The organism is Stenotrophomonas sp. CASM101 (assembly GCF_049384845.1).
GTDB lineage: Bacteria > Pseudomonadota > Gammaproteobacteria > Xanthomonadales > Xanthomonadaceae > Stenotrophomonas > Stenotrophomonas hibiscicola.
Genome location: NZ_JBMRFR010000003.1, coordinates 208,088 through 227,538, shown reverse-complemented (window position 1 = coordinate 227,538; position 19,451 = coordinate 208,088). Strand labels below are relative to the sequence as shown.

Here is a 19,451-nt window from a genome sequence, read left to right as displayed (position 1 = left end):
CCAGTCATTCAAATTCACAGGAACCGATAGTGGACAGCAACTCTGGAATTCCTTTTGTGAATCATAGCCGCATGAGGACGGCTTACTCCGAACTCTTGAATGCCATCCAAGGTGCGCGCCCAGGTACGTTCGTCTGGGCATTGGCTCCTTCTGGCTCGGGCAAGAGTGAGATCAGACAAGCTATTCTTCCCGTCCTTGCCGGGAAGCAGAGCCTCTGGCCAGCTGGCACGCTTCCTTTGATATCGGTGCGTGCAATGGCCAATGATCGGGGAAAGTTCAACTCCAAGGATCTCACGCTGCGCCTCCATCACGCCGTGGTGGAACCAGACTTCGGCTGGCTGGAGAACAAGGACCGATCGGTCAGTACTGATGCGCACCATGTCCAGGCGGAGGCAGAGGTAAACAATCAGCTGTGGAAGAGAGTGAGGGCAACGCAGTCGCAGCCGAGATTGCAGCACAGCTTCGAATCTGTGGCGAAACAACGTCAACTTAAGTACATCTTCCTGGAAGAAGCGGCAACCTTGACGATGGTGCATCTTCATCAAACCAGCTATGGGTACATGTCGAACCTTGTGCGACTGATTGAAGAAATCGGCTGCGTCATAGTGATGCTGGCTACCCACACTGCGGAGAGTTTGTGGGCGGGACACCCCGACGTCTGGAATCGATCCCGGTTCGTCTACATCCGGCCGTATAACCTGAAGAATTCCCAAGACGAGCGGGATTTCGTTGCAGTGCTGAAGGGTATCGGGCAGAGCTTCAACCTGTCCGATCCCAAGCTCCTCGTTAAGAATACTGATTTGATGTACGCCAATGGTGCTGGCGTGTTCGGCCCCACTATCGACGTCGTCCATAGGGCTGAGCTCCGCCGAAAGAATGAGGGAGCGAACAGCATCACTGAAGCGCACTTGCACGCCAGCTCCTCAAGCGAGAAGGAGCTTGGAACCGTGTGGAGCAGCGTGCTGGCCTTCAACAAGCTTGCGGATCAGAGGCCCTTGAATGGTGAGAAGAGAATTGCTGACTTCCTGAAGCGCATGGGTACGGGGGAGTAGAGCGAAAATGACTACGGCACACATGCGGTATCGGTGGACAGCACTGCCGCCAATTGCACCGATCGACGGAGCCACCGCCCAGACTGAGTCACTTGGAGGGTACTTCCAGAGGATGTGCGAAACGACCGGGTTTACAAAGACACACCTCGCAGGAGTGCTTGACAAAGTTGCGGGTCAGCCAAGAAATGGACTGAGTGAGCGAAATAGCTTCGTGGGACCAGGGCAGGTGAGCCTTAACCGCGCGCGCGCGCTAGAGCAGCTGACTAACCAACGCCTGGTCGGCTGCACGCTCTCGCCTTTCATTAATGTCCTGCAGATGCGGGATGGCGGCCTTGCTGGCATCAATCGCCGCTGGTGTCCTGAGTGCCTGCTGGAGGCTGGCGAGAGTAACGGTCTAAGTGAGAGGCTCATCTGGAACTTCCTTCACTACTCGCATTGCTCCTTGCACTCAGTCAGAATCATTGATCGCTGCCAAGAATGCGGCAACAGTCAACAGTTGCGAAGGGGCAACGCGGCCTCGTGCGCCTATTGCGGTTGCAGCCTAGCGCGCGCAACCACGCACGAGAGGCCGAGCGCACTTCAGTCCTGGGCCAACGCCTCGATCGAGGACGTCGTACGCTGGACCGCAACCAACCCTGATGTGGTTATTCCTGCGGAGAACTATCAACGTTTCTTTGATGGGCTCCTTCAAGATGGGACATTGGATAGGCTGAAGATCGTTCATAACAGGTTCTGGAGGGATGCAATTCGCTTCAGACGAACTACTACCACTTTCAGAACGCTACTCAACCTATCCGCCATCAAATCTGTTGACATTATCGGAATTTTGACCGAACCAGTTCCGGCCTCATCGACTTCATTGTTTCCAAGCCATGAGGTGGACGGTGAGATCGCCTTTGATCTAGAGGACTGGGGGGCTCAGGCGAGGAAATTCGAAGTCGTGCTCCACGCGCTCTGCAAGGCCAATACGCGTGTGTTCCCTAGCCAGCAGTTCCTTAGCTTATTGTTGGTTTCTAAACGAAAAAGTTCTATCCACCGTGCGCCGTCATTCAGCGTCTACCTAGATCTTCAGAGGCAACCTGGCCAGGACCTTCTTGCGGGTCGGAACATGGCGAGCAGAATTATGGCCCTGTCCATGACCCTGCTTAAGAGCGGCATGCGCGAGCGGGGCGTAGCAAGTGAAGTTCTGAAGAGATTCGCCATTTCGGCAGAGATCGCTAGAGAGTGCGCCCGGACCGCAGTTGTTATTACAAAGGCCATGCGCTCTCCGGCCTTCCGAGCTTCCGGTGATCCCTTCCCGTGCCGCTGAAGAAGGCCAGAAGAAGACATCACTTCCCTGCGCAGCCGAGCGGGTTGTTCAACCGCGGGGTTCTACCCCGATATCACGGACGGTTCTAAAAGAGCTGCAACCTTCTGGTCCTGCCTGGCGACCCTTCGTCGCATCCTTGGGTTAGGGCGTCGCTCTATGTAGTCAAACGCATCCGCTCGTGCTGCATACTTTGTGGCGCAGTTCGTTCGATAGATCCGCTCACGCTTGAGTGGCCCAAAGAGGGCTTCGCAGGCCGCGTTGTCGCCACAATGACCCACAGCGCTCATCGAGCAGATCAGCCCGTTAGCCGCTAGATGCCCTTGGTAGTCGCGGCTGCGGAACTGGCTGCCTCAATCCGAATGCAGGATTACCTCATCGCTTCCTTGACGCTGCCACACCGCCATCTGCACAGCCCGGGTCACCATCTGGCGATCCTGTCGATCGTGTATTGACCAGCCCACGATGCGCTGGTCGTACAGATGCAGCTTGCCCTGTCGGGTCTTGATCTCGGTAATATCTGTCACCCACTTGGTTTCCGGCTCCAGCGCGAGAAAATCGCGTTCAAGCAGTTTGACCACGCCCGGCGCTGTCATGGCCGGAGTTGCGCACCGCCCGCGACGCTTGCGCTGGGGCCAGCCCTGCAGGCCGTCGGCGGCCATCAGGCGCGCATCCGTCAGTCATGAGAGCGTGGCCTGAATGACAGGCTTTGAAATTCCGAGAACACTGCAAATTCGATTGGTGGCCACAGCCCAGTTTCCAGATATGAGAAGTTGATTGACTCAGGGCAGCCGATGGGCAGCACCGCTGGAAGAGAAGGCTACGCCAGGCCGTTCCCGAAAGAATTGGCGATCCGGGGACATCAGTGTTACGAATTGCAATAACAAACTGTTGTCCTTCATGAGGGCCGTCGCCAATCAAACTCCGCCACCATGTACAAGCGCCATCACTGCATTGACCGAATAGGGCCTGCCACTTCATCGCGCGTCGGTGCGCTGAAAGGCACTGCTACCAGACGTACCCCCCTGCCTTCGCTTGGGGGACGGATCCGACGTCGCCCCTTACTTGCCTGAGGGGCCGGGGAACCAAAAGGCGATGCGCGTACGAGGGTTGCCGGAACGTCCAATTCCCCTGATTTGATTAGAATCTGCCCAGGTAGATAGGGGCTGTCAGCCGGCCATCGTCGTGCTGCAGCTAGGGACAGGAGGCGGCTACGCCGCCATGAGCACAAGGAGACATCAGGGTGTACTTGGCAGAGCTGTCTATCTCGAACTTCCGCAAGATCAACAACGCAGTACTGCACTTCCAAAGTGGACTGAACGTTCTGGTTGGTGCGAATAACGCGGGCAAGACCGCCATTGTCGATGCGTTGAGGTCTCTCCTTGCCGGGCACGATGAACCGTACCCGCGGTTGGACTCGGACGATATTCATAGGCCGAAGACAGAATCGCCTAGCGGCAACATCGTGTTCAAGTACATCTTCCGAGGGTTGAGCCCCGATGATGAAGCTGACTTCATGACTGCCCTGAAACCTGCCAAGGACGGGCAGATGGAGGCGCATATCACCATCAGCTTCTCCGAGGCGGATAAGACGGGGCGACTTAGAGCGAAGCGCTGGTGCGGAGACCATGATGATGTCGGCTTGACAACGGACATGATGGAGAACCTTCGTGGCGTCTATCTACAGCCCCTGCGCGATGCTTCTCAGGCTCTTAGACCCGGCCGCACAAGCCAGCTGTCCCGACTGTTTCAGCTGCTCGTTGATGACGATGGCAAGATCGAGATCAATAAGGCACTGAAGCTGCTGGATGATGAGCTCAAGACGAAAGCGCCGATTGTGAGCACCCATAAGGCGATAACCACTCGCCATTCCGAGATGTTGGGGCCACAGCTGTCCCAGCTGCTCGAGCTGGGGGTTAGCGTCAGCGATTTCCAACGCCTGGCTTCGCGTCTCTCCCTTACCGTTGATCTGTTCGAGCTTGAGCAAAACGGGCTCGGATTCAACAATCTGATCTTCATGGCGGTCGTTCTCAGCGAGCTGACCAAGAACCCGCAAGCCAGCTATCGAGGCCTGATCATTGAGGAGCCCGAGGCACATCTGCATCCCCAATTGCAGGCTGTGCTCCTGGGATACTTTGAGACCATCAAGGCAGTGGACAAAGAGAAGCCTGTCCAGCTGTTCGTTACCAGCCACTCACCCAACTTTGCCAGCATCGCCAACCTCGACAGTCTCACCTGTCTTGTCGACACCGGAATCAAGGTGGAGACTTTTTTTCCCCGAGACATCAAGTTTTCTGTCGGAAAGCGTGAGAAGCTTGAGCGCTATTTGGACGTCACTCGGGCTGAGCTCTTCTTTGCACGCCGCGCAATCCTGGTCGAGGGCGCTGCGGAATTGGTCCTTGTCAGTGTGCTCGCCGAGAAGTGCGGTCACGATCTACGTAAGCATGGGGTAAGCCTCATCAGCGTTGAAGGCCTCAACTTCGACTCATTCATTCCACTGTTCGGCGAGAAGGCGCTGAAGATTCCTGTTTCCGTGCTTACGGATGCAGACCCAACAGGTCCGAGTGAAGAGGATGAAGAGGAAGAGGGCGATGGCAGCGCAGAAGCGGACGACCATGCGCCGGAAGATGGGACCTCTAGTGGAAAGAAGAAGGCGGCTCCTGTCTACCCTTCGATCGGCGACAAGGTGCAGGTGTCCGCCAATACCTTGAGTATGCTCAAGTTCGAGGATTCATATCTCAAGATCTTCCATGGGCTAAAGACGCTTGAGTATGACTTGGCCTTGTACGCCAGCAATCGCAAGATCATGCTTGCGGCGCTTAAGGAGCTACACCCGAAGATCTCTGCGAACCTGGAGAAGAAGGTAGACGCCGCTACGGGAGATGCAGAGAAGGCTCGCGTACTGTTCAGCGGAATGTTCGAGCGGAAGAACGGAAACGTCCAGAAGGGGCGCTTTGCACAAGCTTTGGCGTACCTGATCGCCAAGGCGAAAAAGGAAGATTTCACTGTTCCGGAGTACATCCAGTCTGCAGTCGAACACGCTTGTCAGCTTGGCCCGAAGAAGGCTGAAGACGAATGAGCACGGATACTACTCCTTCAGCTGAACAGCGTGAGATCATCACGGCACCATTGCATCCGATGTCGGTCATCGCTTGCGCGGGAAGTGGGAAGACCTTCACGGCTGTACGCAGGCTGGCCCACATACGTCAATGCCTCGGTGATCACCGGGGCCGGGTTGCGCTCCTGTCCTTCTCGAACATCGCCGTGGAGACCTTCAGGCGCGAGTACCGGGCACTCGCAATGGGATCGCTCAAGATCCCGTCCCACCAGCGTGTCGAGATCGACACATTGGACGGGTTCATTACGACAAATATTCTGCGACCCCACGCCCATCGGACGATGGGGTGTACCACGACCCCGTTCTTGCTATCAGGGAGCGAGTCATTCCTTTTAGGAAAGGACTATCGCTTCTGGGTGGAATCGCCGAGAACCGATAACTACCCAGTGCCCCAAGGGCATATCCATCGCGTTGTCATAGGCCCTTCTGGGGCTGAAACGGGCTTTTTCTATCAGAACTCCGGCATGCTGGCGAGGATCAACAATGGCCCAAAGGTTGCCGCAGCCTTGGGAAAACTGGGGGCTTACACCCATGAGCTGGCCCGCTACTGGGTCGACCTTACCCTCCGCGAACAACCCGAGATCCTCCGAGTCCTTGCGCGTCGCTATCCCCATATCCTCATTGATGAAGCCCAGGATATCGGCATCCTGCACCAGGTGATCATTGAGAGGCTCAGCCAAGCAGGCTCTCAGATTTCCCTTATTGGGGATCCCAATCAAGGCATCTACGAGTTCATGGGCGCGACCGGCTCGTTCCTGTCCAGCTACCACAGCAAACCCGGTGTTTCTGCGGCCGCCCTGACGAGGAACTATCGGTCCGTACCGGCCGTACTCGATCTCGCCAACGCAATCTCGGCGCGCACGGACGATCCGGATAGGACAGCGCCACCTACGCTCCACGGGGCCTACTTCGTTCCGTACACGACTGCCGATACGAAAAAGGTCGTGGCGGCCTTCCAGGCAACACTGGTCTCCGCTGGGTTGGACCCAGCACGCTCCGCCGTGCTCTGCCGCGCACGCAAGTGGGCCAACGAGCTGGCTGGGCATGAGGGTGCGCCTGGCGTGGGAACGACCAAGATCCTTGCCCAGGCAGCGATGGCGCGCGATATCCACTCCGACTACTCAACAGCATTCAGACTCGTGGCAACTGCCATCATGGGTTTGATCGACAACGCGCCCAAGGGCATCGTTGCTCGCCTGACTCAGCCTGTCAGGTACCCAGAGGAACGAGCACTTCGTCGTGTCATCTGGGCTTTTACGCGAGATCCGGTCTCGGGCCTGCCCAGCGCGGCGCTGCCCGCTATTAGCGATTGGCAGCCGGCAATGTTGCAACGTGTAAGGGTCCTGATGACCAATCTGAGCACAGCCCACGGTCTCAACCATACATCGTCCACGCTCGGTGCTCGGCTCTCGAAGAGGAGTTTGCCCGGCTCACCGCTAATGAGCCCGCCTGACCTAGGTGCCGATCAGCCCTTGCGGGTCAGAATCAGTACCGTGCATCAGGTCAAGGGCGAAAGCCTGGATGCCGTCCTCTACATGGCAACGAAACCGCATGTATCTGCACTGCTAGGCGGAGGTTCCACCGAGGACGGGCGAATCGGGTACGTGGCTGTGACCCGGGCAAGGGATCTGCTGTGGTTGGCTGTCCCTGTAACAGCTTTGAAGAGCCTTCGTGCCGATCTCCATGCAAAGGGCTTCAAGGACGCAACCGCTACGGCTGCAGCCCCAACGGCCGGACAGGGCAACGGTTCCCCCTGAATGGGCGCATTGGATAGCAACCCAACGCGGCACTGGAATCAACGTCAGCGCAGGAGATGAAGCTGAATGGGAGCAAGCATAGGTTTCCGCTAGATCGGACTTGAATACGTTTCCCTTGATGGAACTGGGTTCCTGCCGGTCAGCGGGGAGACTATGAGTGCTTGGCAACCATAGTTGCGCCAATGGAAGCAGGAAATTTGCTCAACCTATGGTTGCGGATGGCGACAAACCTTTGGTTGCCCGTCTATTCGCTTGACGCATTGCGCCACCCACCGGGTCGTCCGAGACCCCGACATGCATCTTCCTGCCCTGCCATCCTCCTCCTGCGGCGATGACGCCGCCTCCCCGCTGCTGCTCAAGCGCGGCGAGCGTTTCCTGGCCCCGGATGTCTACCGCACCTGCCTGGACGGGCGCGAGGCGGTCATCAAGGACTATTCCCGCTACCGCGGCACCCCCGTTTCGCTGATCGCGCGGCTGATGGTGCGCCGTGAAGCACGCATGCTGCAGCGCCTGGGCGGCTGGAAGCATGCCCCCGCACTGCTCGGCACGCTGGGTGGCCTGGCACTGGGCATGGAGTTCATCCCGGGCCAGACCCTGAGCAGCGCGCAGGCCGTGGGCAATGAAGTGTTCGAGCAGCTGCAGCACGCGCTCAGCCGCCTGCACGCCGCCGGCATCACCCACAACGACCTGCATGGCACCAACGTGGTGGTGAGCGGAGGCGTGCCGGTGCTGCTGGACTTCACCTCGGCCTGGCGCGTACCGCGCTGGCTGCGCCGCAACCCACTCAGCCGCCAGCTCAGCCGCAGCGACATGAAGAACCTGCTGAAGATGCGCCAGCGCGTGACCGGCCAGGCCCCGAGTGCCGCGCAGGCCGCGCTGGTGGCCGACCCGGGCTGGGTGGCAGCCGTGCGGCAGGGCTGGAAGCGGTTCTACAAGTGGGCGAAGCGCCGGTAAGCGCTGTTCGCCCTGCATTGCTTGCGCGACTGCTGTTTGCCCCTGCATTTGCCCCGGGCCACACGCCCGATGTGCTCTGCGATACTCGTCGGCACGCCACTCGCAAGGACGCTGGGGATGCCGACACCTGAACACACCCACCTGCTGACTGCAGCCGCAAGATCCATACTGCGCCCCTTGGGCTGCGTGCAGAAAGGCCGTTCGCGCACTTGGCTTGACGACCAGGGCTGGTGGGTCGGGGTGGTCGAATTCCAGCCTACGGCATGGGACGTGACGCGCACCCGCCGCGCGCTCGGTCTGCCGGAGTGGCGGTCGTCACCCCTCATTCCGCCCGGTTGATCACACCGGGAGGGCACTTCGTCGCACACGGGTATTCGCGCCTCCCGATCCCGGCTAGGGTCATCGCCTTCCACGCACAGGACTGCACCGAACCATGCGCCGCTGGCTCCTTCTCGCCTGGGCTACCCTGCCCTTCTCCGCCGACGCCATTGTCATCCGCAGCGATGTGGATGACAGCGCCTACCGCGTACCGGCATCCGCATTCCCGGCCTTGGCCGACCTGCCCGGGGAGGGCCACGGCGTCCTGATCGCGCCGCGCTGGGTGGTGACCGCCGCACATGCCGCGCCCATGGAAGGCATGGACACCGAGGTGCAGATCAACGGTCGCCCGTACCGTGTCGAGCGCGTGTTCGTGCATCCCGGTTACCGGCGCATGCCCGAAGCGCTTGGCCAGGCGGCGCTGGTGTCAGGCAACCCAGGCCCCATCCACGCCTTCCTGGCCGCCTCCGATGACATCGCCCTGATTCAGCTGGCCGCACCGGTCAGCGACGTTGCGCCGGTTCGCCTCTATCGGGGGCAGGCCGAAGCGGGAAAGATCGCTACTCTGGTCGGCAAGGGGGCCACGGGCACCGGCATGACCGGGCTGGCGCCGGGTGGATCGCACCGCGGCGTACTGCGCCGCGCCGAAAACGCAGTGACAGGTGGCAATGGCCGCTATCTCTGGTATCGATTCGACGGGCCCGACGGCGGCCTGCCACTGGAGGGCGTGCTCGGCAGCGGTGACAGCGGCGGCCCATTGATGATCCACGGCGCTCATGGTTGGGAGCTGATCGGCCTGGGCTCGTGGATTACCGCAGTGCCGGAGCATGCGCTTGAAGCCGGCTACTACGGGCAGGTGGTGCACAACGTGCGCATCTCGCGCTATGCCGACTGGATCGACACCATGATACGCACCGCGCCGTAGAGTCGAGCCTGCTCGACTCAAGCAACCCGCCGGCCAAGCGACAGAGCCGTATAGCCTGGTGGCATTGAATGCCTGACGGGGTACAGCCGACTGCTAGTCGACTGCTCTTCCCGTCCGTGACCGAAATGCCCGCGCTGTGCGCGATAGTCGACTAACAGTCGACTCTACCCAGAAGTGTTCCCGGGACCAGTCGCGTTCGCGCATCCTGCGTTGCACTTACAACGCGTCCGCGTCCAGTTCACCGGTACGGATACGCACCACGCTGCCCAGGTCGTACACGAACACCTTGCCGTCCCCGATCTTGCCGGTGCCGGCAGCCTTCACGATGGCCTCAACCACCGCCTCCACCTGGTCATCGGTCACCGCCACTTCCAGCTTCACCTTCGGCAGGAAATCGACCACATACTCCGCGCCGCGGTACAGCTCGGTATGGCCCTTCTGGCGACCAAAGCCCTTCACTTCCGTCACCGTGATCCCGGTAACCCCACGCTCGGCCAGCGCTTCGCGCACGTCGTCGAGCTTGAACGGCTTGATCACCGCCATGACCATCTTCATCGTCTATCTCCTGTCTTCCGGCGTGGAGGATAGCGCCTGAACGCGGCCCGTGCGAAGCCGCTGCGGCCTGTCCGGGCAGTGGGTGCCGACAGTATCCTTGTGCCCGACTGGCCTGCCCGCGCCGGATGCACGGGCCCACCCCCACGGAGCACCCCATGATCGACCTGAACCAAATCGATGACCTCGCCCGTCGCCTCAGCGACCTGGTGCCGCCGGGCCTGCGCGAATCGCGCGAGGAACTGCAGGCCACCTTCAAGAGCGCGCTGCAGGCCGGCCTGGCCAAGCTGGACCTGGTCACCCGCGAGGAGTTCGAAGTACAGCGCGCCGTGCTGCTGAAGACCCGCGAAAAGCTGAATGCGCTGGAAACGGCCGTGCGCGAGCTGGAAGGGCGCGGCGCCGCAGAATGAAAAAAGGAGGCGCACCGCGCCCCCGTTTGCAGATTATTTCCCGGATGGGGCCTTGCAGCAAGGCCCACCGGGCGCCCTAGACTCGCCGGCCTGTCGATCCGGCAGGACAGCAGGGGCAGTGCCGATGGCGCAGGACACCGAATGGACACCCGTTACGCATGACACCTGCGACCAGGTCGCCGGGCCGTTCTATCACGGCACCCGCGCCGATCTGGCGGTGGGCGAGTTGCTGAGCGCGGGCTTCCGCTCCAACTATCGCGACAGTGTGGTGATGAACCACATCTACTTCACCACGATTGCCAAGGGCGCCGGGTTGGCTGCGGAGATGGCCCGCGGTGAAGGGCGACCGCGCGTGTATGTGGTGGAGCCGACCGGGCCGTTTGAAGACGACCCGAATGTGACCAACAAGAAGTTTCCCGGGAACCCGACGCGGTCGTATCGGAGTGCGCAGCCGTTGCGGGTTGTGGGAGAGATTGTGGAGTGGGAGCTCTACGACGCGGAGTTCATTCGGCAGTTGAAGGCGTTTGTTGCTTCGGGGAGTGGGGAGATCATCAATTGATGGCCTGCTGGCGCTGGGCGTTGCGCACTTCTTCTTCGGCTTCATAGATGTCCAGCCCGAGCTCGATGCCGCGCTCACCCATGGCGAGCAGCGCGCGAGGCGAAAGCGAGACACCACCGTTGCTGCTGCCCATGAAAAGACCGCAGAACAGATCAGGTCGGAAGCGTGCCAGAGACTGCCATACGGCGAGATCGCCGGTGAGCTGATCGAGGATCTCGAAGATCTGAGCGTCCAGATCTTTAGGCTCACGACGCTCCGCATCAAGTTGCCAGCTGCCAGTCCTGGCGATACGCACGGTGCCTGATTGGTTGCCTCTGAGTTCCTGGCCCTTGTGATGCGAAGCGGTCGGGGTCGCCCCGAGCAAGGCACTGACTTCTTCGGGCAGGAGGTCGTCCCCGAAGAATCGGAGGGTTACCAGGGAATGATCGAATGCGGCCATTGGAATCCAGTGCGTAGGCATCGTTGATGTCAGATTACGGCCGGAACCGGACGACAGCAGCTTCAGAATAGGCCGAACCGCGGGAATCGGCTTGGGCTCAAACGAAGAGCGGGCCGGTCCCTACTTGAACATGTCCAACAAGTCCTTGTCGTCATGCCGCTGCTCCCACGTGGAGAGAAAGCAAAAGCTGACCCCACTGCGCATGAGAATTAAGTCGCGCCGCGAAGCTGCGTCGGTTTGAACAATCTGTTAGACGGCGATGCCAGCCTGCTATTTAGCATCGAATGCATGAAAGAACTGGACGCTTCCCCATGTGGCAAGTGCGGTGGCAAGAATAGCTAGCGGGACAGATAGCCAGTACACCATGACCGATTGGCTTTCAGACATCTGAAGAAAGTATGGGAGCGCCCTCATAAGGGTGGCGGCTACCGCAAATAAAGTTGAGATTGCCAACGTGACGAAGAACTGCTTCCTGTGCTTGCGATAGCCACGAACCTGCATGTAAAAAATTACAGATGCACATAGCGCTGCCACGAAAAACTCAATTTTAAAAGCAAAGACCAAAGAGTTCACTGAGCAATCCTTAGCAGTCTAACTACCTAGTAGACGGACCCGTGAGTCCTGCCCTGCGACGTATCCACAAATCACCGTATGCGGGCTTTCTCCTTGATACTGATCGATCTTAGAGCGGCTGGGTCCGGCTAACAAGCACATGCTTCACTGCCGCCCCCCCCCCTCCAAACGGTAGGAACGAGCCCTCCGGCGGAGGCCGCCTGATTGTCGAATGTGGAGATCGGCACCGCTTAGGTCGGAAGCTGGCCCAGTGTCCGCTTTCGGTCAAGAGCGGACTCTCACAGTGCTTCGAACCGGCCCAAGAATCTGCGTGGCCTAGAACGAAGTTTCGGGCCGAACCCTACTTGAACATCTCCAACAGATCCTTGTCTTCATGCCGCTGCTCCCACGTGGAGAGAAAGCAGAAGCTCGCGCCGCTTTGCATGGCAGCCTTCTGGAACCCCGCCAGTTCCTCCTTCGTAACCGGGTACTCAACCGGATCAAAGTGCAGAATCCCCCACGGCTTGACGAAAGAGAACCCGCGCATGAGTTCCGAGAAGATCGCCTTGAGCAGGGGCCGGATATTCGAAAAGTCCTTGATAGGACCCGCGCGATTGCCAAGGGCATGACACTGGCGACGGATGGTTCTGTCTCCACCGACCAAGCGCGCAATGAAATGGTCCTGATGCACTTGAACGTAGATCAGCTGGCGGCGAAAGATCCTCATCCCTTTCTCAACTCACGCGCTCAATCGTCGTCCATGTGCCTGCATGCCTATCCATCAATGCGCAGGCTGCGTCCGCAGCGCGCTTGGCCCCCTGCGCACCAGATACAGCGCAACCAGGAATGGCCACAGCGAGTTGATCGATGAGAACACGCGCTGGGTCAGCCCCCTGTAGCCCTCCGGGTCCGCGCCCACCACGTTCAACCAGAGATAGACAATCCCCGCGACGCTCACCGCAGCAGTCACGGCGTACGCCCTGCGGTTGGCAGACCACGCGCACATCTCGATGTGCGACATCGCCGGTGCAATGATGTTTGCGATACCGATGGTGTAGAAGCCGTGCATCGGATGGCCCATGGGCCAGAGCCCGTTGGTCAGCATGGAAATGCCAAAGACCAACCAGCAGATTGCACCTACGGCAATCCGGCGACCGGACTCCCGCCACACCCCAATGGCAAACGCTACGAAGCCCACACCGGAGCCGATAGCTGCGATCCTGCCGCAGATGCTTGCGAGCGTTGGCGCCTGCAGCAGCTCGCTGGCGTGCTGTGCAAGCGGGTTGTAGCCCGGCGCGAACACGGCGGCAACGCTGGTCCAGAACAGGAACCACGGAAGCGGGAGCAGACCCGCTGACAGAAGGAGTCGATTGCGGCGTAACACGTACAGTGATCCTTGTATTGGCCTGCGCCAGTGGGTGGAATCCATTCAAACGCTACAAGACCGTCCTGCTGCGGGCAGGGCAGCCCCGCGTGACTACAGCAGTAGTCAGATTGCGCGCGGCACTCGGTAGGTTCAATAGGCAAGAAGTCATTTAAACCATCCAGCGGGTGTCGCAGCGGTTCGGTTGCATGAGCGATCACACATGCCCGATGGGCGAGTGCTGTCGCATTTGCCGCGCTTTACATCTCTGACGGAAGGTTCTGACGACTCCGTTCCAGAAGCGCCGTTTCGCCTAGCACACCAAGGCTCTCGCCGCTTCCGGTGCTATGCGACAATGCCAAAAGCGTCTCGGGTTTTGGCGGCATTGACCCCTACCCCTTGGCATTCCCAACTACGTCAGGCAACTCTGGTATCGCCACCGAAAACGGGTGGCCGGGCCTCGAAAACCCGAGCTATTAGGATGTTGTTTGCACTTGCCAGCCGGCATCGCCTTGCGTGGTGTCGGCTGGCATTCCGTCTGCCGGCTATGGCGGGCGGGGCGTGGGGGCCTTGTGCCCGCCGGTTTCTTCCTAATAGCCCGGTTTTCGAGCCACGCTCTGCCCGCCACCTTTATCGGTGGCGGCTTCTGCCTGCATGCACGGAGCCCGCCATGTCTACACCGCACTCCCCGCCCCCGCGGCCCATCGACGAAGCGCCCTCGGCCGCTCCGGCCCTGGACCCCAACAGCCTCATCGCCATCCTGCACGCCATCGGCGCGGGCGCTGCGGCCGATGGCCAACCCTGGCCCGAGCGGCACCATCTACGCAGCCGGCAGATGCAGTTGTCCGACGCCGACTGCGCACTCACCGGCCAACGCATCGTGCAGGAGATCCTGCTGGCGGCCGAGCGCACGCGCCAGAACGGTGAGCCCGAACAGTACGTCGGCGACCGGGTGATGGAGGGGCTGGTGATGGCCGACCTGGCGCTGACCGCCTTCATCCACGAGCGGATGCGCCCCAAGGACTGAGCGCGCCTATGGCGCTGACCTTTCTGCCTGTGTGCGGGGTGACGAATGAAGAAGCACGGCCTTGCCGCTGCAGCGGCGTGCATCGCGGTGATCGGCGCGATGTGGGTGGAGTGGCCCGAGCCCGCGGGCGATCAGGTGTGGGCCTACCAGAAGCTACGGCCGGCCGATTACCGCCTGCTGCACAGTGATGCGCGCGGCTTTGTGACCGCGAAGGCCCGCGAGGGCTTTGAACTGCATGCACGCCATACCAGCGCGACGTCCTTCGAGATCCGGTGCAAGGGCGTGCTGGTGATGGAGGTGGAGAACGCGCCCTCGCGCGTGCTGATCCGCATGCCCGCCGATGCACGGTGGCGGGCGCCGGATATCGAACGGCTGCGTGTCAGCTTCGAGCGTTGGCTGGATCTGCACCAGAGCCAGGGTCGGTTGCTGGTGGAAAGTGCGGGGCATTCGTGGGTTGAGGCTTGGCTAAGACGCTTCGGCGCTGCGGTGCCGGACGGGCAGCGGTGCTTGCTTGAAGCGCTTGAAGCGCCGGAACAGTAAGCTGATTCAGTCCACACCAAATGTTGGCAGCGCGCCACTGCGGGTCGCCACACGGCTCAGCTGATCTCCGGAATTCTGCCCAGTTCTGCCACCAGTTGCGCGCACGCGGCGTCCACCTCGGCGAAGTAGGCATCCCACCCCGCCCGCTCACGCTTGGACAGATACAGATCCACGGTGGGGTACTCGCGCGCCGCACTGCGCACGGTATGCACCATCAGCGCCGCCTCGATCGCCGCCGAGGGGTTCCCTGCATTGAAGCGCGATGCCACCTCGGTGAAGGCCGCCACCACCTTGCGCTGTTCGTCTCCATCGCGACTGACAACACCAACGTGACGCTCATCCGGCTCACGACCATCGGAGCGGTAGTCGTGGCCCTCGCAGCTGGTGTAGGTCACCAAGTTGTGGTCGATGGCGATGGCGAACAGGAGGTCCTTCACGCCAGGTTCGATGACCGATTCAAAATCCGGATGGAACCGCGACGCCAGACAGCTCGTGGACGGATACGGCGTGCCCGTGTTGTTCATGTTGCCGAAGGGTGAACTGATCTGCTGTATCGGCGCCAGGATGGCCAGCCGTTCGGACACCACCTCATCGATCGGCGTATCCCAGAGGCGGATGAACAGATCGACCTGCGTGGACTGGTTGAATCCGCGCGACTCCAGGAACCTGACATTCATGGTGGTGTTCTCTCTTTTGGGCAATGGAACGGCGCAGGGTCACGCCAGGGCGACATCCACGACGGCTTCGGCATCGGCGCGACGCACCTCGACCACGCGGCCACGTTCAACGTGCAGCACCTTGTTGGCACGCAGAATCGTCTCGGGGCGATGGGCAATCGATACGCAGGTGATGCCAAGCATCGCCAAGTTGTCCAGCAACTGCTTTTCTACCGAGACGTCCAGATTGGCGGTACCTTCGTCCAGCAGCAGGATGTGCGGATCGTGATAGAGCGCGCGGGCCAGCAGGATGCGCTGCTTCTGTCCGCCGGACAGCGCCGATCCCAGATCACCAATGCGGCTGTTGAACTTCATTGGCATTGCTTCGATCTCATCGAAGATCATCGCTGTCTCGGCGCACCACCGCGCCTTGGACTCATCAGGGCTGGCGTCGAAGAAGGAAATGTTGTCCAGGATGGTGCCCGACAACAGCATGTCGTCCTGCATCACCACGCCGATGCGGCGGCGGAAACTCTGCATCTCGAAATCCGCCATGGGCCGGCCATTGAAACGCACCTGCCCTTCGGCAAGCTCCATCAGGCCGAGGATGAGGCGGAACAAGGTCGTCTTGCCGCTGCCGGAGGGGCCGATCAACGCGACGAAGTCGCCCGCCTCGATCTGGAAGGTCGCACCAGAGATCACGGCCGGATCAATTGGGCCGTAGCGCGCGGAGACATTGTCCACCTCTAGCCGGAAACCGTCGAAGTCGGCGGGGACCAGCGGTATTGCCGCCTGGGCATCCTGCTCCGGGGGCGACAGCGCGATCTCGGACAGCCGATCCAGATGCAGCGACACCATCCGCAGTTCCATCGCCTGTTCGGCCAGCGTCATCGATTTCTGCGCGAACTGCGCCTTGTAGACAAGCAGTGCAAACAGCAGGCCAATGGTCAATGAACCGGCAGCTACCTGTGTTGCGCCCACATAGATGCTGGCCGCCGCATCGAAGCCGAGCAGCATCACCTTCGATGCCGACTGTGCCGAGGTGGACAGGCCATGGCCCATCTCCGCGTTTATCAGGCGGCTGTAATGGTTGTGCCAGTTGCCCAGGCGCTCCTGCTCCTTGGCAAAGATCTTGATCGGCTGCATGCCACGCAGGGTCTCGATCACATGGCCATTCTCCTCGGACCGCATCTTCACCACATTCTCGGCCAGCCGCCGGGTACTGCGGTGCCAGGTAACGCGCACGGCCGTGTAGAGCAGGAAGAAGCCCAGCGCCAACCCGCCCAGCGCGAGCGAGTAATAGAAGAGAATGGAAATGAACACGATCGCCATGACGCCATCCAGCAGCACCCGGGGAAGGCTACCGACCAGTGTCTGCCGGATGATATTGGCAGATTGATAGCGATCGATCAGATCACCCACGCGGCGCTTGCTGAAGAATTGCATCGGCAGGCGCAGCAGATGACTGAACAGCACGGACGAGAACTGTGCATTGAAGGCCGATGCAAAATGCAGCAGTACGTAATCGCGCGAGAACGCGAGCACGCCCTGCAGCACCGCCGCACCCGCAAAGCCCAGCGCCAGGGCCGTGATGAAATCGAAGTCGCGGTTGGTCAGTCCCGTATCGATGACGGTCTTGAGCACCAGCGGGCTGAGCAGCGCAAACACTTCCAGGAACGCAGTGATCCACACCACCTGCGCCACGAACGACCAGACACCGCGGCTGCCCTGCAGCAGGCGACGCAGGGTGAGGCGCCCACCTTCGCTTCCCATCTGGAAGTCGGGACGCGGGGTGAACTGGGCGGCGATGCCGGTAAAGTGCCGGGACACCTCTTCCGCACGCATTTCCACCACGCCAAGGGCTGGGTCATGGATCACGTAGCGTGTGCCGCGGATGCCCGCCAGCACCACGAAATGCTCGAAATCCCAATGCAGCAGTGCCGGCAGCTGCAGCTTGGCCAATGACGGAATCTCGCAGCGCACAGTGCGGGTATCCAGGCCGATTCGCCGCGCGAGTTCAACGACATCGCGCAGCGTGGCCCCCTTCATCGAGATCGGGAACCGCTCGCGCAGGGCAAGCAGCGTCACATCCAACCCGTGGTAGCCGGCAACCATCGCCAGGCAGGCCAACGCGCACTCGCTGTGCTCGGCCTGGTAGATCATCGGTGTCTTGCGCCCACTGCGGATCGACATGCTCACTTCTCCCCTGCAGGCGGGTCACGGTCGAACAAGGAGAAGTAATGACGCGGCGCGCCGCGCACGCTTGCAACAGCGCCATGGCGCCCATCCGTCGTCGCGACGGCGGGCCGGACGCGCAGCTGTGTGCAGCCGTCCGGAGGCATGGCGGAGGCCGGTGCAGCAACGCAGGGCACCGCGCCGGCGGCGATCACCTCGGCGGTGGCGAGCGGACGATCATCGCCCCCCAGCAGCTCGACGGCCCTGCCCACCGGGAACACTGCGGCACGCGGGGCCGGGAGCACCAGGCCCACATCACCGTTACCCAGCTCCACCGGTACGTGGGTCAGCTCCACACGCGGTCGGAATGTCACCAGCGACGCGGCAACAGACAGCAGCGCTGTGGCTACCAAGGGAATCAGGTACACCAGGCGCACCGATACAGGCCGTGCAAGCCGCACTTCACCCAGATGGCGGTGCAGGCGATGGGCCTCGGCCTCCGGCCGGAAGAACGGACGGTCATCAAGGGGAGAAGGTCGGGACATGGTCGTGCCGGTTCATGCGGGACGCGGCCGAGGCCGAGGCGGGTGGGCGCTGGTGGTGCAGGGAATCAAGGCGCGCGCGTAGCGGGGAGAACAGCGCCAGGCCCAGCTCGCTGAGCTCGTCCGGCGGTTGCAGTGGCTCGACCAGCTTGTCCATGTAGGCGGCAACGGCGGTCCAGCGCACGCGTATCTCCTCGGTCCTGCCCAGCGCGGCCAGCCTGTCGAACACGATCAGCGCATTGCCGAATGCGTGGTAGCCCAGAAGGATCCTGTCCAAGGGCCGCTCGCACTGCTTCAGCGGCGAGAAGTGCGGCTTGGCACCCGGCACCACGGTCGATCCCAGCCAAGCGCACATGTGGAAGTACTGGTGCGTACATTCGTGCACCAGCATTTCCACGGTCTCGGTGACGCTTGCCGGTACCGACACATCAATCCCGCCCATGCGCAGCCACGAGGAGTTGCTGGCAAGCATGCGCGGGGCGGGCCGCCGAATCGGGGTCACTTCCTTCAGCAGGCAGGTCACCCATGCGTGGTACTCCGGGCAGACCGAGCGCAGCAGGTCCAGCGCATCCTGGAGCTGGTGGGTCGCATCAGCGATCGACGCGTCCTGGCAGTCCATGCCGATCAAGTCAGAGCGGTGCCAATCACTACCAACGCACCGGATGGGAACTTCACCGTGCAGATTGATTACGCCCTGCACACCAATCCTGGCGTCGATCCACACGGTGCAACGCTCGCACGCGGTCACCGCCACGAAGGTGGCGAGCGTGGAGACACCGGACCGGATCCGCAACAGGTCGCCGTGCCCCTCGATCAGCACTTCGCCCAGAAAGGTGCGTCCTGCCACAAGCAGAGGGAATTCAAGCGTCACGCGCAGCGCAATGCGGTCCAGGATGCCGGTCAGGAATGCTGCTGTGGCGATCTGCGCCACCTGCCACTCTTCGTGCGGCGCAAGGCGGGCGTACCCAGCGCGGGCCGATTCGCCGGCCTGGATCCAGCTGACCTCCGGCGTCCAGTAACCGCGGTGAGGGGGCGTGTCCGCAAGGCCAGCCAGCACTTCGTCCAGCACTGCCGCGTGCTGCATCTGCGTCAGGCGATCGCGGGTGCGGCTGACGAACGCGTGGAACTGCAGGGTGCACAGCTCGGCAGCAAGGCTGCGGAAATCGCCCACCGCAGGGTGCGAAAGATAGCGGAAGACATCCATGG

Annotated in this window: 19 protein-coding genes and 1 pseudogene; 10 read left to right on the top strand and 10 right to left on the bottom strand. The window is 61.1% G+C overall.

What is annotated here, in order from left to right; all coding sequences use genetic code 11:
* The first annotated feature begins 29 nt into the window (after positions 1 to 29).
* On the top strand, positions 30 to 1,052 hold the full coding sequence (locus tag VG543_RS07290) for a transposition helper protein (protein WP_223224734.1): 1,023 nt from the start codon (positions 30 to 32) through the stop codon (positions 1,050 to 1,052).
* A 7-nt stretch (positions 1,053 to 1,059) separates the two neighbouring features.
* The gene (locus tag VG543_RS07285) at positions 1,060 to 2,361 is read left to right on the top strand and encodes a TniQ family protein (protein ID WP_080356541.1); all 1,302 of its coding nucleotides are present in this window, start codon (positions 1,060 to 1,062) and stop codon (positions 2,359 to 2,361) included.
* A gap of 62 nt (positions 2,362 to 2,423) precedes the next feature.
* Here VG543_RS07285 and VG543_RS07280 read toward each other — a convergent pair.
* Positions 2,424 to 3,029: pseudogene (locus VG543_RS07280) on the bottom strand (IS3 family transposase); the annotation flags it as partial.
* Positions 3,030 to 3,601: 572 nt separating this feature from the next.
* Here VG543_RS07280 and VG543_RS07275 point away from each other — a divergent pair.
* From VG543_RS07275 to VG543_RS07260, 4 genes are all read left to right on the top strand, one after another.
* Positions 3,602 to 5,437 carry an ATP-dependent nuclease gene (locus tag VG543_RS07275; RefSeq protein ID WP_423178254.1) on the top strand — a complete coding sequence of 612 codons (1,836 nt, stop codon included), beginning with the start codon at positions 3,602 to 3,604 and terminating at the stop codon, positions 5,435 to 5,437.
* On the top strand, positions 5,434 to 7,233 hold the full coding sequence (locus tag VG543_RS07270; RefSeq protein WP_149908951.1) for a UvrD-helicase domain-containing protein: 1,800 nt from the start codon (positions 5,434 to 5,436) through the stop codon (positions 7,231 to 7,233). Before VG543_RS07275 ends, VG543_RS07270 begins: the two co-directional genes overlap by 4 nt.
* 294 nt (positions 7,234 to 7,527) lie before the next feature.
* Complete coding sequence (locus tag VG543_RS07265) at positions 7,528 to 8,187, top strand: RIO1 family regulatory kinase/ATPase (protein WP_423178256.1); 660 nt, start codon at positions 7,528 to 7,530, stop codon at positions 8,185 to 8,187.
* A 433-nt stretch (positions 8,188 to 8,620) separates the two neighbouring features.
* A complete protein-coding gene (locus VG543_RS07260) occupies positions 8,621 to 9,430 on the top strand; it encodes a S1 family peptidase (RefSeq protein ID WP_423178258.1) in 810 nt (269 codons plus the stop codon).
* A gap of 216 nt (positions 9,431 to 9,646) precedes the next feature.
* On the opposite strand, the gene VG543_RS07255 is transcribed toward VG543_RS07260, so the two are convergent.
* A complete protein-coding gene (locus VG543_RS07255; protein ID WP_005411374.1) occupies positions 9,647 to 9,985 on the bottom strand; it encodes a P-II family nitrogen regulator in 339 nt (112 codons plus the stop codon).
* A gap of 155 nt (positions 9,986 to 10,140) precedes the next feature.
* Here VG543_RS07255 and ubiK point away from each other — a divergent pair, with 155 nt between their 5' ends.
* On the top strand, positions 10,141 to 10,392 hold the full coding sequence (ubiK, locus tag VG543_RS07250) for a ubiquinone biosynthesis accessory factor UbiK (protein WP_423178259.1): 252 nt from the start codon (positions 10,141 to 10,143) through the stop codon (positions 10,390 to 10,392).
* Positions 10,393 to 10,516: 124 nt separating this feature from the next.
* The gene (arr, locus tag VG543_RS07245; protein ID WP_423178260.1) at positions 10,517 to 10,951 is read left to right on the top strand and encodes an NAD(+)--rifampin ADP-ribosyltransferase; all 435 of its coding nucleotides are present in this window, start codon (positions 10,517 to 10,519) and stop codon (positions 10,949 to 10,951) included.
* Here arr and VG543_RS07240 read toward each other — a convergent pair.
* The 4 genes from VG543_RS07240 to VG543_RS07225 all read right to left on the bottom strand — a co-directional run bounded on the left by VG543_RS07240 (position 10,944) and on the right by VG543_RS07225 (position 13,326).
* Entirely contained in the window at positions 10,944 to 11,390 is a 447-nt protein-coding gene (locus VG543_RS07240) for a DUF4279 domain-containing protein (RefSeq protein ID WP_423178262.1), read from the bottom strand. The genes arr and VG543_RS07240 overlap by 8 nt on opposite strands.
* Before the next feature lie 270 nt (positions 11,391 to 11,660).
* Positions 11,661 to 11,963, bottom strand: coding sequence for a hypothetical protein (locus tag VG543_RS07235; RefSeq protein WP_111129561.1), 303 nt, complete (start codon positions 11,961 to 11,963; stop codon positions 11,661 to 11,663).
* A gap of 340 nt (positions 11,964 to 12,303) precedes the next feature.
* A complete protein-coding gene (locus VG543_RS07230; protein WP_423178264.1) occupies positions 12,304 to 12,669 on the bottom strand; it encodes a hypothetical protein in 366 nt (121 codons plus the stop codon).
* A gap of 54 nt (positions 12,670 to 12,723) precedes the next feature.
* A complete protein-coding gene (locus VG543_RS07225; protein WP_423178350.1) occupies positions 12,724 to 13,326 on the bottom strand; it encodes a DUF998 domain-containing protein in 603 nt (200 codons plus the stop codon).
* Between the two features lie 649 nt (positions 13,327 to 13,975).
* Between VG543_RS07225 and VG543_RS07220 the strand changes: the two genes are divergently transcribed.
* Positions 13,976 to 14,332 (top strand): hypothetical protein, encoded by a 357-nt coding sequence (locus VG543_RS07220; protein ID WP_423178266.1) that lies wholly within the window; start codon positions 13,976 to 13,978, stop codon positions 14,330 to 14,332.
* Positions 14,333 to 14,377: 45 nt separating this feature from the next.
* Positions 14,378 to 14,872 carry a cold-shock protein gene (locus VG543_RS07215; protein ID WP_423178268.1) on the top strand — a complete coding sequence of 165 codons (495 nt, stop codon included), beginning with the start codon at positions 14,378 to 14,380 and terminating at the stop codon, positions 14,870 to 14,872.
* Positions 14,873 to 14,928: 56 nt separating this feature from the next.
* Here the strand turns inward: VG543_RS07215 and VG543_RS07210 are convergent, their stop codons facing one another.
* The 4 genes from VG543_RS07210 to VG543_RS07195 are packed head-to-tail and all read right to left on the bottom strand — an operon-like array spanning position 14,929 to position 19,449.
* Complete coding sequence (locus VG543_RS07210) at positions 14,929 to 15,549, bottom strand: hypothetical protein (protein ID WP_423178269.1); 621 nt, start codon at positions 15,547 to 15,549, stop codon at positions 14,929 to 14,931.
* Between the two features lie 39 nt (positions 15,550 to 15,588).
* Positions 15,589 to 17,721 (bottom strand): peptidase domain-containing ABC transporter, encoded by a 2,133-nt coding sequence (locus VG543_RS07205; protein ID WP_423178271.1) that lies wholly within the window; start codon positions 17,719 to 17,721, stop codon positions 15,589 to 15,591.
* A 2-nt stretch (positions 17,722 to 17,723) separates the two neighbouring features.
* Positions 17,724 to 18,248: a hypothetical protein gene (locus VG543_RS07200; RefSeq protein ID WP_423178273.1), complete on the bottom strand. Its 525-nt coding sequence runs from the start codon at positions 18,246 to 18,248 to the stop codon at positions 17,724 to 17,726.
* Positions 18,226 to 19,449 carry an aKG-HExxH-type peptide beta-hydroxylase gene (locus VG543_RS07195; RefSeq protein ID WP_423178274.1) on the bottom strand — a complete coding sequence of 408 codons (1,224 nt, stop codon included), beginning with the start codon at positions 19,447 to 19,449 and terminating at the stop codon, positions 18,226 to 18,228. Before VG543_RS07195 ends, VG543_RS07200 begins: the two co-directional genes overlap by 23 nt.
* Positions 19,450 to 19,451: the final 2 nt, after the last annotated feature.

Bases quoted from the DNA above. Each gene is read 5' to 3' on its own strand.
- VG543_RS07285 (WP_080356541.1), top strand. From the start codon at position 1,060: ATGACTACGGCACACATGCGGTATCGGTGGACAGCACTGCCGCCAATT.
- VG543_RS07270 (WP_149908951.1), top strand. From the start codon at position 5,434: ATGAGCACGGATACTACTCCTTCAGCTGAACAGCGTGAGATCATCACG.
- VG543_RS07265 (WP_423178256.1), top strand. From the start codon at position 7,528: ATGCATCTTCCTGCCCTGCCATCCTCCTCCTGCGGCGATGACGCCGCC.
- VG543_RS07260 (WP_423178258.1), top strand. From the start codon at position 8,621: ATGCGCCGCTGGCTCCTTCTCGCCTGGGCTACCCTGCCCTTCTCCGCC.
- VG543_RS07255 (WP_005411374.1), bottom strand. From the start codon at position 9,985: ATGAAGATGGTCATGGCGGTGATCAAGCCGTTCAAGCTCGACGACGTG.
- ubiK (WP_423178259.1), top strand. From the start codon at position 10,141: ATGATCGACCTGAACCAAATCGATGACCTCGCCCGTCGCCTCAGCGAC.
- arr (WP_423178260.1), top strand. From the start codon at position 10,517: ATGGCGCAGGACACCGAATGGACACCCGTTACGCATGACACCTGCGAC.
- VG543_RS07240 (WP_423178262.1), bottom strand. From the start codon at position 11,390: ATGGCCGCATTCGATCATTCCCTGGTAACCCTCCGATTCTTCGGGGAC.
- VG543_RS07230 (WP_423178264.1), bottom strand. From the start codon at position 12,669: ATGAGGATCTTTCGCCGCCAGCTGATCTACGTTCAAGTGCATCAGGAC.
- VG543_RS07220 (WP_423178266.1), top strand. From the start codon at position 13,976: ATGTCTACACCGCACTCCCCGCCCCCGCGGCCCATCGACGAAGCGCCC.
- VG543_RS07215 (WP_423178268.1), top strand. From the start codon at position 14,378: ATGAAGAAGCACGGCCTTGCCGCTGCAGCGGCGTGCATCGCGGTGATC.
- VG543_RS07210 (WP_423178269.1), bottom strand. From the start codon at position 15,549: ATGAATGTCAGGTTCCTGGAGTCGCGCGGATTCAACCAGTCCACGCAG.
- VG543_RS07205 (WP_423178271.1), bottom strand. From the start codon at position 17,721: ATGTCGATCCGCAGTGGGCGCAAGACACCGATGATCTACCAGGCCGAG.
- VG543_RS07200 (WP_423178273.1), bottom strand. From the start codon at position 18,248: ATGTCCCGACCTTCTCCCCTTGATGACCGTCCGTTCTTCCGGCCGGAG.
- VG543_RS07195 (WP_423178274.1), bottom strand. From the start codon at position 19,449: ATGGATGTCTTCCGCTATCTTTCGCACCCTGCGGTGGGCGATTTCCGC.